Genomic DNA, 15,702 nt, shown 5'->3' with positions numbered 1-15,702 from the left:
ATGCTGTTTTCCGGCAAGGGCAAGCACCGTCGCCCGTCCAAGGCCACCCGTGTCATCGCCGTCGCCGGCGTCACCGGTGCCGCCGTCGCCGCCCCGCTGATGGCGGCCGGCAACGCCTCCGCCGCCACCGCGTCCGAGTGGGACGCCGTCGCCCAGTGCGAGTCCGGCGGCAACTGGTCCATCAACACCGGCAACGGTTACTACGGCGGTCTGCAGTTCTCCAGCTCCACCTGGGCCGCCTACGGCGGTACGCAGTACGCCTCGTCCGCCGACCAGGCGAGCAAGACGCAGCAGATCGAGATCGCCGAGAAGGTGCTCGCGGGCCAGGGCAAGGGTGCCTGGCCGGTCTGCGGCACCGGCCTGTCGGGCGCCGCGTACAGCGGTGGCGGTTCGCAGGACAGCGGCTCCAGCAGCTCCGAGGGCTCGCAGAGCCAGAGCAGCGGCTCCACCGCCGAGCGCTCCACCGAGCAGAAGGCCTCCCGCTCCTCCGAGCGCCCGGCCGCCGAGCCGAAGGCCGAGAAGCCCGCCAAGAAGACCGTCACCACCCCGACCGGCAAGAAGGTCGAGAAGGGCGACGGCGAGTACAAGGTCGTCAAGGGCGACACCCTCAGCTCCATAGCCGAGAAGCACGACGTCGAGGGCGGCTGGGCGAAGCTGTTCAAGCTGAACGGCGACATCGTCGACGACGCCGACCTGATCTACCCGGGCCAGCAGCTGCACCTCAAGTAAGCGGCAGCGGCTCCCGCGACTCCCGCCCCGGTGCGTGTTCCCCCGTACGCACCGGGGCGGGACTTTTCGCGTTCCGCGTTTGTTCCGTTCGGAAACAATTTACTCTCGGTTCTGTCCAGCGGGTGGGCGATCGGCTGGCCGATCGCCCGGAGCCGGTTAGGCTCGGTCCCGCAGAGCCGCTGCGGTCCTGTGGACCCGCGCGTCACACCGAAGCGTCACATTGAAGAAGGAGATGCTCGTGCCGTCCATCGACGTCGTCGTAGCCCGGGAAATCCTGGACTCCCGAGGCAACCCCACGGTCGAGGTCGAGGTCGGCCTCGACGACGGCAGCACCGGTCGTGCCGCCGTTCCGTCCGGCGCCTCCACCGGTGCCTTCGAGGCCGTCGAACTCCGTGACGGCGACCCGAGCCGTTACCTCGGCAAGGGTGTCGAGAAGGCCGTCCTCGCCGTCATCGAGCAGATCGGCCCGGAGCTGGTCGGGTACGACGCCACCGAGCAGCGCCTGATCGACCAGGCCATGTCCGACCTGGACGCGACCGACAACAAGGGCTCGCTCGGCGCCAACGCCATCCTCGGCGTCTCCCTCGCCGTCGCCCACGCCGCCTCCGAGGCCAGCGACCTGCCGCTCTTCCGCTACCTGGGCGGCCCCAACGCGCACCTGCTGCCGGTGCCGATGATGAACATCCTGAACGGCGGCTCGCACGCCGACTCCAACGTGGACATCCAGGAGTTCATGATCGCCCCGATCGGCGCGGAGTCCTTCTCCGAGGCCCTGCGCTGGGGCGCCGAGGTCTACCACACGCTGAAGAAGGTCCTGAAGAACAAGGGCCTGGCCACCGGCCTCGGCGACGAGGGCGGCTTCGCGCCGAACCTCGGCTCCAACCGCGACGCCCTCGACCTCATCCTCGAGGCGATCAAGGAGGCCGGCTACACCCCCGGCGAGCAGATCGCCCTCGCGCTCGACGTCGCCGCGTCCGAGTTCTACAAGGACGGCTCCTACACCTTCGAGGGCAAGACCCGCACCGCCGCCGAGATGACCGAGTACTACGCCGAGCTGGTCGAGGCGTACCCGCTGGTCTCCATCGAGGACCCGCTGTTCGAGGACGACTGGGACGGCTGGAAGGTCCTCACCGACCAGCTCGGCGACAAGGTCCAGATCGTCGGCGACGACCTGTTCGTCACCAACCCGGAGCGCCTGGCCCGCGGCATCGAGGACGGCGCCGCCAACGCGCTGCTGGTCAAGGTCAACCAGATCGGTTCGCTGACCGAGACCCTGGACGCCGTGGAGCTGGCCCAGCGCAACGGCTTCAAGTGCATGATGTCCCACCGCTCCGGCGAGACCGAGGACGTCACCATCGCCGACCTGGCCGTCGCCACCAACTGCGGCCAGATCAAGACCGGCGCCCCGGCCCGCTCCGAGCGCGTCGCGAAGTACAACCAGCTGCTGCGCATCGAGGAGATCCTCGACGACGCCGCGGTGTACGCGGGCCGCAGCGCCTTCCCGCGCTTCAAGGGCTGACCTCGCCTTCGAGGGCTGACCCCGCCTTCGAGGGCTGACCGCCCGTAAGAGGCAGCGTCGTACGTACGTCCCCGTACTCGGTCCCGTACCGTGTGCGGGGACGTACGCGCGTATGACGACGTGAAGGCGGAGGCGGGGACAGACATGGCGGTGAAGGACCGGGACCGTTTCTCCACCGCGACCAGGATCCGGATCATCGGGGAACAGACCGCGGCCCGGGTCTACCGCTCGCAGAGCAAGCGCCAGGCCCGTCGCTCCCGGCTGACCGGCCGGGCCGCGCTGCTCGCGATGGTGCTCTGCTCGCTCGTCGTGGCGCTCGCGTATCCGATACGGCAGTACGTCGCCCAGCGCGCCGAGATCGCCGACCTCCGGCGGGAGCAGCAGGAGACCCGCGAGCGGGTCGAGGACCTGCGCGACCTCAAGGCACGCTGGCAGGACGACGCCTACGCCGAGCAGCAGGTCCGGCTGCGGCTGCACTACGTGATGCCGGGGGAGACGGGGTTCGTCGTCGTCGACCCGGACGCGGCCGAGCAGGCTCGCGCCGAGGGCGGTGCCGCCGACCGCCCCTGGTACCGCAACGTGTGGGACGGGGTCGACAAGGCCGACGCCGTCTCCCGCCGGCAGTGAACCGACCGTGCCGGCCGTGACTCAACAGGAAGACCAGCAGAAGACAGTCATGCAGACTCCCCCGCCGACCACCCCGCGCACCGAGCCGACCGACGCGGACGTGGCGGCCTTCAAGCAGCAGCTCGGCCGGCCCCCGCGCGGCCTGCGCGCCATCGCGCACCGCTGCCCGTGCGGACAGCCGGACGTCGTGGAGACGGCACCGCGCCTGCCCGACGGCACGCCCTTCCCGACGCTGTACTACCTGACGTGTCCGAAGGCGGCCTCCGCGATCGGCACGCTGGAGGCGAACGGCGTGATGAAGGAGATGACCGAGCGGCTGGGCACCGACCCGGAGCTGGCCGCCTCCTACCGCGCCGCCCACGAGGACTACGTCCGGCGCCGTGACGAGATCGAGGAGCTGACCGGCTTCCCGAGCGCGGGCGGCATGCCGGACCGCGTGAAGTGCCTGCACGTGCTGGTCGCCCACTCGCTGGCGGCCGGTCCCGGCGTCAACCCGCTGGGCGACGAGGCGATCGCGATGCTTCCCGAGTGGTGGCGCAAGGGGCCGTGCGTGACGCCCACCGACCGGGCCGGCCAGACCGGCCAGACCGGTCAGGAGGACGCCCAGTGACCCGTGTCGCCGCGATCGACTGCGGTACGAACTCCATCCGGCTGCTGGTCGCCGACGCGGACCCGGCCACCGGTGAGCTGACCGACCTGGACCGCCGCATGACCATCGTGCGGCTCGGCCAGGGGGTCGACCGCACAGGGCGGCTGGCGCCGGAGGCGCTGGAGCGGACCTTCGCCGCCTGCCGCGAGTACGCCGAGGCCGTCAAGGAGCACGGCGCCGAGCGGCTGCGCTTCGTGGCGACCTCTGCCTCCCGGGACGCGGAGAACCGGGACGACTTCGTGCGCGGGGTGCTGGACATCCTGGGTGTGGAGCCGGAGGTCATCTCGGGCGACCAGGAGGCGGAGTTCTCCTTCACCGGCGCCACGAAGGAACTGGGCGGGCGGGACCACCTCGACAAGCCCTACCTGGTCGTCGACATCGGCGGCGGCTCCACCGAGTTCGTCGTCGGCGACGACCACGTGCGCGCCGCCCGCTCCGTGGACGTCGGCTGCGTGCGGATGACCGAGCGGCACCTGGTGCGCGACGGCGCGGTGACCGACCCGCCCACCGAGGCGCAGGTCGCGGCGATGCGGGGCGACATCGAGGCCGCCCTGGACCTCGCCGGGGAGACGGTGCCGCTGCGCGAGGCGCGCACGCTGGTGGGTCTTGCCGGGTCCGTGACGACGGTGTCCGCGATCGCGCAGGAGCTGCCGGAGTACGACTCGGCGGCCATCCACCACTCCCGGGTCTCCCGCGACCGGGTCCGGGAGATCACCGACTGGCTGCTGCGCTCCACCCACGCCGAGCGCGCGGCGGTCCCCTCCATGCATCCGGGCCGGGTCGACGTGATCGCGGCCGGGGCGCTGGTGCTGCTCTCGATCATGGAGCGGACGGGCGCCGAGGAGGTCGTCGTGAGTGAGCACGACATCCTCGACGGCATCGCGTGGTCGCTCGCGTAGGGCCTCCCGCGACAGCGGTCTGAGCAGGACGGACATCGATTGAGCGGGCATCGGGGGGCCTCTCGGGCCCCTCGGTGACGTCGCGTCGGGAAAGTTCGTGAAGTTCTTCACAAGGAATTGGGCCCTGTCGGACGGCGGAAGCGCGCTCGTTGACCCTTTTGGGGTTTCAACTGCCCTTTGAACGTGTTCAGGACGGTGTTCCGAAGGGGTCCCGCAGCGGCCTCGCGGGAGGGTGGTCCAGCGTCCCGGAAGCGCGGAGGTGCAGCTCACGAGGCATTGACAACGGGGTCCCCTACACGCTGGTTCCTCCACCCGCCATGATCTCCGTCACGTGGGTCGCGGATGGTAGCACAGGCACCACCAAAGCTTGTGAAGGGGCGCACGAACCACCCCCCTCAACCGGGTGGATACTCGATGGCATGAGCACCACGGAGCGTCCCAGGATCCTCGTAGTAGGCGGTGGGTACGTAGGCCTGTACGCAGCTCGACGCATCCAGAAGAAGATGCGTTACGGCGAGGCGACCGTCACCGTCGTCGACCCGCGGTCGTACATGACCTACCAGCCCTTCCTCCCCGAAGCCGCCGCCGGCAGCATCTCCCCGCGGCACGTCGTCGTCCCCCTGCGGCGCGTGCTTCCGAAGGCGGAGGTCCTCACCGGCCGGGTCACCACCATCGACCAGGACCGCAAGGTCGCCACGATCGCCCCCCTGGTGGGCGAGGCGTACGAGCTGCCGTTCGACTACCTGGTCATCGCGATGGGCGCGGTCTCCCGCACCTTCCCGATCCCCGGCCTCGCCGAGCAGGGCATCGGCATGAAGGGCATCGAGGAGTCCATCGGGCTGCGCAACCACGTCCTGGAGCAGCTCGACAAGGCCGCCTCCACCACCGACGAGGAGATCCGCCGCAAGGCGCTCACCTTCGTCTTCGTCGGCGGCGGCTTCGCCGGGGCGGAGACCATCGGTGAGGTCGAGGACATGGCCCGCGACGCGGCCAAGTACTACAACAACGTCTCCCGCGAGGACATGCGCTTCGTCCTGGTGGACGCCGCCGACAAGATCCTCCCCGAGGTCGGTCCCAAGCTCGGCCAGTACGGCAAGGAGCACCTCGAGAGCCGCGGCGTCGAGGTCTACCTGTCCACCTCCATGGACTCCTGCGTCGACGGCCACGTGGTGCTGAAGAACGGGCTGGAGGTCGACTCCAACACGATCGTGTGGACGGCCGGCGTCAAGCCCAACCCGGTGCTCTCCCGCTTCGGTCTGCCGCTGGGCCCCCGCGGTCACGTCGACACCCAGGCGACCCTCCAGGTCCAGGGCACCGACTACATCTGGGCCGCGGGCGACAACGCCCAGGTGCCGGACCTCGTCGGCCGCAAGGCGGGCAACGAGAACGCCTGGTGCCCGCCGAACGCCCAGCACGCGCTGCGCCAGGCCAAGGTCCTCGGCGACAACGTGATCTCCGGCATGCGAGGCTTCCCGCAGAAGGAGTACAGCCACGCCAACAAGGGCGCGGTGGCGGGCCTCGGCCTGCACAAGGGCGTCGCCATGATCGTCATGGGCAAGATGAAGATCAAGGTCAAGGGCCGGCTCGCCTGGTACATGCACCGTGGCTACCACGGTCTCGCGATGCCGACCTGGAACCGGAAGATCCGCGTCTTCGCGGACTGGACGCTCGGCATGTTCCTCAAGCGCGAGGTCGTCTCCCTCGGCGCGATGGAGACCCCGCGCGAGGAGTTCTACGAGGCCGCCAAGCCGGCGCCGAAGGCCGCCGCGCCCAAGGCCGCCGACCAGGGCGAGAAGGCCGCGAAGGCCGCGAAGTCGGAGAAGACCGAGGCGAAGGCCTCCTGACCTCCGGCCGACCGGGACCGTAGTCCCCGCAGGACCCGCAGTACCCCGAAGGGGCCGCCCGCCATCCGTGGTGCGGGCGGCCCCTTCGTGCTGCGTTCGAATCCGTTGGTGTGTACAGCTATTTTGCCGAGTCGTAACGCGCGCCGGGGACTGTACGGCGGGCTCCCAGGTGTTTACGTGGTGTTGGACATTCCGGGATCGCTCGTCACGGAGGACGCCATGGCTGACGCCGCACTGCGGCTGCAGAACCTCTTCGAACAGTTGCTGGGAACACCCCTCCCGGTGCGCATCCGCGCCTGGGACGGTTCGCAGGCGGGCCCGCCGGGCGCGCCGACCCTCGTCGTCCGCAACCGCAGGGCCCTGCGCCGCCTGCTGTTCAAACCGGGTGAACTGGGCCTGGCCCGAGCCTGGGTGGCCGGCGACATCGACATAGACGGTGACCTCTACACCGCCCTCGGCCTGATGGCCGGCCTCATCTGGGAGCGCGGTGACGACGCCCGCGGTCTCGTCGAGGCGCTGCGCGACCCCGAGGTCAGGGCCGCCGTACGCGGGCTGGCGAAGCTCGCGGGGCCGCCGCTGCCGCCCGCCCCGCCGCCGGAGGAGATCCGCCGGGCCCGGGGCCACCTGCACACCAAGCGCAGCGACAGACGAGCCATCAGCCACCACTACGACGTCGGCAACGACTTCTACGAACTCGTCCTCGGCCCGTCCATGGTGTACTCCTGCGCCTACTGGCCGGCCCTGCCCGCCGACGGCGGCACGCTGGAGGACGCCCAGCGCGACAAGCTCGAACTCGTCAGCCGCAAGCTGGGCCTGAGCCCCGGTCAGCGGCTGCTCGACGTGGGCTGCGGCTGGGGCTCCATGGCGATCCACGCCGCCCGCGAGCACGGCGTGAGCGTCGTCGGCGTGACCCTCTCCCAGGAGCAGGCCGCCTTCGCCCGCAAGCGCGTCGCCGACGAGGGGCTCACCGACCGGGTGGAGATCCGCGTCCAGGACTACCGGGACGTCGCCGACGGGCCGTACGACGCCATCTCCTCCATCGGCATGGCCGAGCACGTCGGCGCCGAGCGCTACCTGGAGTACGCCACCGACCTGCAGCGGCTCCTCAAGCCCGGCGGACGGCTGCTGAACCACCAGATCGCCCGCCGCCCCCAGCGGGACGAAGCCGCCTACAACGTCGACGAGTTCATCGACGCCTACGTCTTCCCCGACGGCGAACTGGCCCCCGTCGGCACCACCGTCACCCAGCTGGAACGCGCCGGGTTCGAGGTGCGCGACGTGGAGTCGATCCGCGAGCACTACGCGCTCACGCTGCGCCGCTGGGTCACCAACCTGGAGGCCGGCTGGACGACGGCCACCCGGCTCGTCAGCCCCGGCCGCGCCCGTGTCTGGCAGCTGTACATGGCCGCCTCCGCGCTCGCCTTCGAGCGCAACCGCATCGGCGTCAACCAGGTCCTCGCGGTGAAGACCCCCGACTCGGGCGGCTCGGGTCTGCCGCTGCGCGCCCGCACCTGGAACTGAGCGCACGTCCGCGTACGCGAGAGGGCCCCGATCCCACCCGGAATCGGGGCCCTCTCGCGTACGTGCCGGCTACTCCGCCTTGATGGCCTGGAGCATGTTCAGGCGGGCCGCGCGGCGGGCCGGCCACAGCGCCGCGAGGACGCCCACCACGGCGGCCAGCAGCAGGAAGACGCCCATCCGGCCCCAGGGCAGGACCAGTTCGTAGGTCGCCATCGTGGTGCCCATCAGCTCACCGGCAGCCCAGCCGAAGAACACGCCGAGGCCGATGCCGAGCACGCCGCCGAACAGGGCGATCACCAGGGACTCCAGGCGGACCATCCGCTTGATGCCCTTGCGGTCCAGGCCGATCGCCCGCAGCATGCCGATCTCCTGGGAGCGTTCGAAGACCGACATGGCCAGGGTGTTGATGACACCGAGGACGGCCACGATCACCGCCATGGCCAGCAGGCCGTAGAGCATGTTCAGCATCAGCGTGAACATCTTCGCGATCTCGTTGGAGATGTCCTGCTTGTCCTGGATCTTGATCGCCGGGTTGGTGTCCAGCGCCTGCGTCAGGCTGTCCTTCGAGGCCGACGAGGCCCCGTCGGACATCTTCACCATCACCTGCATGTCGACCGGGTCCGACAGGTGCGGGGTGAGGGTCGGAAGGTCGACCATGATGCCGCGGATCATCTCGTTGCCCTCGTAGACCCCCGCGACCTTCAGCTGCTGCTTCTTGTCGTCCTCGTAGGAGGCGGTGAAGGTGGAGCCGGCCTTCCAGCCGTGGTCCTTCGCGGTGTCCGAGTCCACGACGACGTCGGTGCCGCCGACCTGGAAGGCGCCCTGCTCGACCTTCAGGTCGGTCAGCTCGCCGATCGTGGAACCGTTGACGCCGGTGAGGTACTCGGTCTCCCCGCCGATGCGGGACTCCGCGTTGCGCAGCGGGCTGATGGCGGTGATCCCGTCGGCCTCGGCCAGCTTCTCGGAGACGTCCGGGTCGAGGTAGTTGCCGTTGGCCATGGAGACCACGTAGTCGGCCTCGATCGACGCCGACGCCATCTTGTCGATCGACTTCTGCAGGCTGCCCGCCATCACCGTCATGCCGGTGATCAGGGTGAGGCCGATCATCAGCGCCGAGGCGGTGGCGGCGGTGCGGCGCGGGTTGCGCACCGAGTTCTGCCGGGCGAGCTTGCCGGAGACGCCGAACAGGCGCAGCACCGGGGCCGCGGCGGCGATCAGCGGGCGGGAGAGCAGCGGTGTCAGGATGAACACGCCGATGATCAGCAGGACCGCGCCCATGCCCATGGGGGCCTGGCCGTCCGAGCCGCTCATCGTCGTGGCCGCGAGGACGACCACGATGCCGGCGCCCGAGAACAGCGCGCCCAGCGTGTTGCGCAGCACCAGCGACTTGGTCGTCGCCTTGGCGTGCACGCTGCTCATCGCCGCGACCGGCGGGATCTTCGCCGCCCGGCGGCCCGGCAGCCACGCCGCCAGCATGGTGACCAGGACGCCGACCGCGAGGGCCGCGACGATCGTGTTCGGCGAGACGACCAGCGGCCCGTCCGGCACGACCGCGCCCATCGAGCCCATCAGGGAGCGCATCCCGGCGCCGATGCCGATGCCCGCGAGCAGGCCGGTCACCGCGGCGACGACGCCCACCACGAACGCCTCGATCAGCACCGACCGCGTGACCTGTCGGCGGGAGGCGCCGACCGCCCGCATCAGGGCCAGCTCCTTGGTGCGCTGGGCGACCAGCATCGTGAAGGTGTTGGCGATGATGAACGTGCCGACGAACAGCGCGATGCCGGCGAAGACCAGCAGCCCCTGCTTCATGCCGCTCATCGACGAGGCGATCAACTCCGCCTGCTCGTCGGCGAGTTTCTGTCCGGTGGTGGTCTCGACGAGGTCCTTCGGCAGGGCCTCGTCCAGCTGCGCCTTCAGCGCGGCCTGCGTGACACCGGCCTTCGCCCGGACGTCGATCTCGTCGTACGTGCCGGCCTTGCCGAACAACTTCTGCGCGGTCGCGGTGTCGAACAGGGTGAGGCTGCCGCCCGCCGCGACATTGCCGTCGTCGGTGGTGAAGACGCCGGCGACCTTCGGGGTGATGACGGGACCGTCGACGGACATCCGGACGGTGTCGCCGACGCCGAAGCCGGTGCGCTCGGCGGTACTGGAGTCGATGAGGATCTCGCCCTCGCCCTTGGGGGCGTGCCCGTCGACCAGCGGGTACCGGGAGTCCTTCGCGCCCCAGTAGTTGCCGCCCTTGGTGCTCCAGCCGTCGCCGATCAGGTCGCCGTCCTTGTCGGCGACGGCGGTGAAGCCGGACACGACGCCGACGGCGGAGGCCGCGCCGGGTACCTTCGCGCTCTTGTCGAGATGGGCCTGCGTCAGCTCGGGCACCTCGCCGACCTTGTCGCCCTCGGCGTCCTGGTACTCGGTCGTGACGGCGACGTCGACCTGGTCGAAGCCCTTGGCCGAGCTGTTCTGCAGGGCGTCGGAGATGGTGTTGGTGAAGACCAGGGTGCCCGACACGAACGCCACGCCGAGCATCACGGCGAGCACGGTCATCAACAGCCTGGCCTTGTGCGCGAAAACGTTGCGCAAGGCAGTACGGAGCATGGGTCTTCTCTGTCCAGACGTACGTACGAGTCGGTACGAGGGGGGAAGGAGGCGGGCAGGCGGGCGGAACGTCAGCTGGTGCGGCCCTTGGCGTCGAACCGCTTCATGCGGTCGAGCACCGAGTCGGCCGTCGGCCCGTACACCTCGTCGACGATGCGTCCGTCCGCGAGGAAGACCACCCGGTCCGCGTAGGCGGCGGCCACCGGGTCGTGGGTCACCATCACCACGGTCTGTCCCAGCTCCCGCACCGAGTTGCGCAGGAAGCCCAGCACCTCGGCACCGGAACGGGAGTCGAGGTTTCCGGTCGGCTCGTCGCCGAAGATGATCTCCGGTCGGGAGGCCAGCGCCCGGGCGACGGCCACGCGCTGCTGCTGCCCGCCGGAGAGCTGGGAGGGACGGTGCCGCAGCCGGTCGGACAGGCCGACCATCCGGATCACCGAGTCCAGCCACTGCTGGTCGGGCTTGCGGCCCGCGATGTCCATCGGGAGGGTGATGTTCTCCAGCGCGGTGAGCGTCGGCAGCAGGTTGAACGCCTGGAAGATGAAGCCGATCTTGTCGCGGCGCAACTTGGTGAGCTGCTTGTCCTTGAGCGAGCCAAGCTCGGTCTCGCCGATGCGTACCGAGCCGGACGAGAAGCTGTCCAGTCCGGCGACGCAGTGCATCAGGGTGGACTTGCCTGAGCCGGAGGGGCCCATGATCGCGGTGAGTTCGGCCTGCCGGAAGTCGATGGAGACGCGGTCCAGGGCGACCACCTGGGTCTCGCCCTGGCCGTAGATCTTGGAAAGCTCCGTGGCGCGCGCGGCCACGAGGGTGGACCGGTCGGCGATGGGTGCGGTGGTCACGGGAAGGGCGCTCCTGTCGGTACGGCGTGTGCTCGGGGACGTCATCCATCGTCCCGGCCGTGCGGTGCCGTGTAGTCAGCCGCTGTTCCGGTTTAGGGGGGCGACTTCGGTCGGACGGCCCTGGGCCGGTGTCATACCTGCGGATGACGGGGGACCCCGACGGACCCGCGGGCGCACCGGCGCATGGAGGGGGAGCGAGAACGGGGCGGGCGCCCTCGTCGGGACGGTGAAATCCCGTCATTCCGCATACGCCGCCGCCCCTCGCACGCAAGGCTGTTGGCATGTGCTGATGGCCTGGCCCGGTACCTGATGCCCACTCAGGCGCCAATAAAATAAGACAACATCGGTCGTCCCGCCCACGGTCCGGGAGGGGCGTCCCGATAGGCTCAAGGCGCGCGACGCGGAGCCCATGGCCTGCCCGGATGGTGGAATGCAGACACGGCGAGCTTAAACCTCGCTGCCCCTTCGAGGGCGTGCCGGTTCAAGTCCGGCTCCGGGCACTCTCCCCGCGAGCGGGACGTGTCAGCGCGCTTCCCAGTGTGGCGAGTCTCCGGTGGAGCTCCGGATCGTGGGCCGGGTCCGGGGCCCGCGGCGGTCCGGGGAGGGCAGCCCGGAGGCCGGGTGAGCCGGGCAGGCCCGAGCGGGCGCCGCGGGCCAGGGCGTCCACGTAATCTCCGACCGCGGTGGCGTCGTCGGGGGAGGGCGACACGGGGCCGCCGAGCACGGTCCAGGACAGCAGGCGGCGCACCGCCAGTACGGCAGGCCAGAGCCGGTCCGCGGTGCCGGTCGTGCGGATCTCCTCGGCGGGCACGGCGGCGTGCATGTCCCACAGTTCCGCCATCCGCTGCCAGGAGACCCCCTCGGAGGCGACCCGGACCGTTCCCGTCCGCAGGCGCTCCTGCACCGCGGCCCCCGTCGCCGCCACGGCGTTCGCCACCGCCGCGCACACCCGGCGCCGGGGCACACCGCGCACCAGCAGCGCGGCGGCCACCCCGAGCGCGAGCCCGAGGGTCAGGTCGAGGAGCCGGAAGGCGGCGAGCGTTCCCAGGCCGGCCGAGGAGGCCGCGTCGACCAGCAGCAGCGCGACCGGCGTGTTCAGCATGGTGCGTACGAAGAGGGCGCCTGGGGGTACGCCGCGTGAGACGGCGTGCGCGACGGTGGCCACGGCGACCGTCGCCCAGGTGCCCGGCTGGTAGGAGTGGAAGACCAGGGCCGTGACCGCCACCCCGCTCACGGTCCCGACGAGCCGTGCCTGCGCGCGCTGCGCGGGCTGCTGACCCGGCCCGCCCTGGAGGGCCGCGGCCGCGCCGACCGCCACCCACGCCGGGTGCAGGAGCGGAAGCACGGAGCCCAGTACGGTGCCCACCGCGACGGCGAGCCCGACCCGGAGGGCGACCGGGAGGGCGGGGGAGGAAGGGGACAGCAGCCGGCGCAGCTCCGCGCCCACGCTCTTGCGGGGCGGAAGCGGCACGGGCCACAGCTCCCGCGCGGCCTCCAGGAGCTCCCGGGAGGCGCCCCGGTCGTCGCGGCCGTCGGGGCGGGGCGAGGCGGAAGCCGCCGCGGCGCGGGCCCCGGCGGGCCTCGCGGGCCTCGCGGCGAGGGCCCCGCCGGGCGTTCCGGTGTCCGCCCCGGCGGGACAGGGCTCCGGCATCCGGCCCGCCGCGATCTCGGCGGCCGCGCTACGGAGCCACGCGGCCCGACCGGCCGGCCCCGGGCCACCGCCCCGTTCCGCCGCGTTCTGCACCGTGTCGAGCTGGACCTCGAGGCCGGTCATGAGGGCGTAGAGCAGCATCCGCCGAGGCGCGGGCGTTTCGCGCCGGCCGCCTCCGCCCCCGCGGGCGTCGTCGAGCGCCGCCCACGCATCGTGCACGGCCGCACAGGCGCGCCGCCCGGCGGCCCCGAGGTCGCCCGGTGGCTTCCCCGTCCCGGAACCGGCCTGCGCGTCCGCGAACGCCGCGACCGACCGGAAGGCGGCCGACACCGCCCGCTCCTCGGGCCCGTACGGTCCGGACAGCCACTGAGACATGCTCGCCGCCCAGGACAGGGCCGCCCCGAGGGCGAGGCAGCCGGCCCGGACCGCGGTGTCCGCGGGGCCGGCCGGCGGCAGGAAGGCCGCCAGGGCGGCGACCAGGATGACGAAGTAGCTGCCCGGCCCGCTCAGATGCAGGGTCCGTACGAACAGGGTGGCCGCGACGGCGACGACGGAGAGCACCCCCACCATCGCCCACACGTCGCCCGCGGCCGCCGACCCCGCGACGAAGGCCACGACGAGGGCCGCCGAGAGGCTCGCGAGCAGCGGGCCCCGCCGGGGGTAGGGGTCGCGGGCCCCGTAGGCGTCGGCGTAGCAGCCCATCGCCGCGAAGACCCCGTTGTGGATCCCGGCGACCGCCGTGACCGCGCCGAAGGAGAGCCCGAAGGCCACCGCCGACCGCGCCACGCGCCCCCGGTCGAGCCGGGGCAGTGCGGCCCGCCACCTGTGCGCCGTCCGGGTGGCGGCCGTGATCACCACAGGGCCTGGGCGACCGCCATGCCCGCGAAGGACAGGCCGAGACCGAGGGCGACCGTCACGAACACGTAGCCGGCGGCCCCGGCGGCCTGTCGGGCGCCGGCCATGGAGTGGACCTCGTTCGAGAACGTCGACCAGGTGGACAGGGCTCCGCAGAAACCCGTGGACAGCAGGGCCTGTCCGGACTCGCCGAGCGCTCCCTCGGTGCCCGCCTCGACGAGGAAGCCCAGGAGCAGTGCCGCGGCCATGTTGGCGAGGAACGTGCCCCAGTGGAAGGAGGGCCGCAGGTGCTCCCGCGTCGCCTTGCCGATGAGATGGCGGGCCGGCGCGCCGACCGCTCCGCCCGCCAGGACCAGCAGCCACTCACCCATCAGGAACCACTGCCCCGTACGGTCCGCGCGCGTCCGGGGCGGGTCAGGGCCAGGCGGGCGACGGCCACGCCGAGGACCACCGCGGCCAGGGCCGCCGCCACCGTCAGCAGGAGGTTGGCCACGGCGGCGCCCGGCTGGTCGTTCTCGAACAGCCGCCGGGTGTCGTCGGTGTAGGAGGAGAACGTGGTGAAGCCGCCGAGGACGCCGGTGCCGAGCAGGGGGTTCAGCAGCCGGGGAGCACGGGTGAACCGCTCCTTGAGTGCGACGGTGAGCACGCCCATCAGGAAGCACCCGACGACGTTGATCAGCAGGGTCGTCCAGGGGAAGGCGGCCTCGCCGGTATGCCACAGCAGTGCGGAGTCGCTGCCGTTGCGCCACACGCGGGAGGCCCCGTACCGCAGGAGGGCGCCCACCGCCCCGCCGACCGCCACCGCGGCGACCACGGGACCCTGTGAGCCACCCGTGTCGTCAGGGTGACGGTGGAGGTGCATGTCCCCAATAAGGTGCATATCGTCACATTAGCTGGCGGTCGATCAAGCGGCTCCGTACGGGACGACGACAGCTCCGCATTCGGCCGACGGCCCGTCAGAGGCCCTCAGTCCTCCGTGAAGGAGTCAACGTGGCCTCTCAGCCACTCGGGCAGGGCGCCGAGTCGCCGTCGCGTTCATGGCAGGGGACGGCGCTCGGCGCGCTGCGCGGAGTGGGTCAGGTCGACTTCCAGGCGAGCGTGTGGACTTCGCTGGTCATCCTCGTCGCCCTGTGGGTGGCGGGCTGGGAGATCGGCCTGTTCGCCACCATCGGCGCGGTGGTCTCCACCCTGACCGCGCGGCTGCTCGCCGTCGCGCACGACTCCGTGGACCAGGGGCTGATGACCTACTGCGGGGTACTGGGCGCCATCGCCATGGTGGTGTACCTCGGCCACCACCCCTCCACCTACGTCATGGCCGTGAGCGCGGCCGTGACGTGCACGCTGGTGACCGCCGCCCTCGGCAACCTGCTGAGGCCCTTCGGGCTGAAGGCGTTCACCGGGCCGTTCTGCCTCGTCTCCCTGGTGATGATCCTGGGCGCCCCCTCGTTCGAGCGCGTCTGGCACGGAACCCCCGAGTCGGCGGTCACCCGGGCCACCTCCAAGAGCCCCTACGTCAGCTGGACGGACCTGTGGCAGGGCTTCTTCTCGAACATCTCCCAGATCTTCTTCGTCGAGACCTGGTACGTCGGCCTGATCATGCTGGCCGGCCTCTTCCTGGCCGGGTGGAAGGTGGGGCTGTTCGCCGTGCTGGGCAGCGTCGTCGGCATCCTCACCGCATGGGCCCTCGGCGCCCCGGCCGCGCTGATCGGCGAGGGGATCTACGGCTACAACGCGGTCCTGACGAGCCTCGCCTTCGGCGTCGTCCTGCTGCGCGACACCCCGTGGAACCACGCCTACACGGTGCTGGCCGCCGCCGCCAGTACCGCCCTGACGGCCTCGCTGTCGGTGCTGTTCGACGTCTTCGGCAGCCACACCTTCACCTGGCCGTTCAACATCACCACCTGGGCCCTGCTGGCGGCCGTGCCCGTCCTGTCCCGCATCACCCTGCGCGCCGACGACTCCTGAGAC

General features: G+C 71.3%; 13 protein-coding genes and 1 tRNA gene. 9 read left to right on the top strand and 5 right to left on the bottom strand.

The features are described 5' to 3' along the window. From rpfA to ACGH7X_RS16085, 7 genes are all read left to right on the top strand, one after another. Nucleotides 1–729, top strand: a complete 729-nt coding sequence (rpfA, locus tag ACGH7X_RS16115) for a resuscitation-promoting factor protein RpfA (RefSeq protein WP_399885947.1) — start codon at nucleotides 1–3, stop codon at nucleotides 727–729. 238 nt (nucleotides 730–967) lie between these two features. Then, complete coding sequence (gene eno / locus ACGH7X_RS16110; protein ID WP_399885945.1) at nucleotides 968–2,248, top strand: phosphopyruvate hydratase; 1,281 nt, start codon at nucleotides 968–970, stop codon at nucleotides 2,246–2,248. Nucleotides 2,249–2,392: 144 nt separating this feature from the next. Continuing rightward, nucleotides 2,393–2,875: a septum formation initiator family protein gene (locus tag ACGH7X_RS16105; protein WP_399885943.1), complete on the top strand. Its 483-nt coding sequence runs from the start codon at nucleotides 2,393–2,395 to the stop codon at nucleotides 2,873–2,875. A 49-nt stretch (nucleotides 2,876–2,924) separates the two neighbouring features. Beyond that, nucleotides 2,925–3,485: a DUF501 domain-containing protein gene (locus ACGH7X_RS16100; RefSeq protein WP_399897054.1), complete on the top strand. Its 561-nt coding sequence runs from the start codon at nucleotides 2,925–2,927 to the stop codon at nucleotides 3,483–3,485. Continuing rightward, nucleotides 3,482–4,423, top strand: a complete 942-nt coding sequence (locus tag ACGH7X_RS16095) for an exopolyphosphatase (protein ID WP_399885940.1) — start codon at nucleotides 3,482–3,484, stop codon at nucleotides 4,421–4,423. Before ACGH7X_RS16100 ends, ACGH7X_RS16095 begins: the two co-directional genes overlap by 4 nt. Before the next feature lie 419 nt (nucleotides 4,424–4,842). Then, entirely contained in the window at nucleotides 4,843–6,267 is a 1,425-nt protein-coding gene (locus ACGH7X_RS16090) for an NAD(P)/FAD-dependent oxidoreductase (protein ID WP_399885937.1), read from the top strand. A 219-nt stretch (nucleotides 6,268–6,486) separates the two neighbouring features. Beyond that, nucleotides 6,487–7,788: a class I SAM-dependent methyltransferase gene (locus ACGH7X_RS16085; protein ID WP_399885935.1), complete on the top strand. Its 1,302-nt coding sequence runs from the start codon at nucleotides 6,487–6,489 to the stop codon at nucleotides 7,786–7,788. A 69-nt stretch (nucleotides 7,789–7,857) separates the two neighbouring features. Here the strand turns inward: ACGH7X_RS16085 and ACGH7X_RS16080 are convergent, their stop codons facing one another. Then, entirely contained in the window at nucleotides 7,858–10,386 is a 2,529-nt protein-coding gene (locus ACGH7X_RS16080; protein WP_399885933.1) for an ABC transporter permease, read from the bottom strand. A 71-nt stretch (nucleotides 10,387–10,457) separates the two neighbouring features. Next, nucleotides 10,458–11,228, bottom strand: a complete 771-nt coding sequence (locus tag ACGH7X_RS16075) for an ABC transporter ATP-binding protein (protein ID WP_399885930.1) — start codon at nucleotides 11,226–11,228, stop codon at nucleotides 10,458–10,460. 416 nt (nucleotides 11,229–11,644) lie between these two features. Here ACGH7X_RS16075 and ACGH7X_RS16070 point away from each other — a divergent pair. After that, nucleotides 11,645–11,728, top strand: a tRNA-Leu gene (locus ACGH7X_RS16070). Here ACGH7X_RS16070 and ACGH7X_RS16065 read toward each other — a convergent pair. The 3 genes from ACGH7X_RS16065 to crcB are packed head-to-tail and all read right to left on the bottom strand — an operon-like array spanning nucleotide 11,710 to nucleotide 14,596. After that, nucleotides 11,710–13,734, bottom strand: coding sequence for an FUSC family protein (locus tag ACGH7X_RS16065; RefSeq protein WP_399885928.1), 2,025 nt, complete (start codon nucleotides 13,732–13,734; stop codon nucleotides 11,710–11,712). The genes ACGH7X_RS16070 and ACGH7X_RS16065 overlap by 19 nt on opposite strands. Beyond that, a complete protein-coding gene (locus ACGH7X_RS16060; protein ID WP_399885926.1) occupies nucleotides 13,731–14,105 on the bottom strand; it encodes a fluoride efflux transporter FluC in 375 nt (124 codons plus the stop codon). Before ACGH7X_RS16060 ends, ACGH7X_RS16065 begins: the two co-directional genes overlap by 4 nt. Next, complete coding sequence (gene crcB, locus ACGH7X_RS16055; protein ID WP_399885924.1) at nucleotides 14,105–14,596, bottom strand: fluoride efflux transporter CrcB; 492 nt, start codon at nucleotides 14,594–14,596, stop codon at nucleotides 14,105–14,107. Before crcB ends, ACGH7X_RS16060 begins: the two co-directional genes overlap by 1 nt. Before the next feature lie 128 nt (nucleotides 14,597–14,724). Between crcB and ACGH7X_RS16050 the strand changes: the two genes are divergently transcribed. Next, nucleotides 14,725–15,699 carry an urea transporter gene (locus ACGH7X_RS16050; RefSeq protein WP_399885922.1) on the top strand — a complete coding sequence of 325 codons (975 nt, stop codon included), beginning with the start codon at nucleotides 14,725–14,727 and terminating at the stop codon, nucleotides 15,697–15,699. Nucleotides 15,700–15,702: the final 3 nt, after the last annotated feature.

This window comes from Streptomyces sp. BBFR51, from assembly GCF_044591655.1.
In the GTDB taxonomy this organism is placed as follows: domain Bacteria; phylum Actinomycetota; class Actinomycetes; order Streptomycetales; family Streptomycetaceae; genus Streptomyces.
The sequence above is the reverse complement of the archived record's forward strand: the minus strand, read 5'-3'. Positions and strand labels throughout refer to the sequence as shown.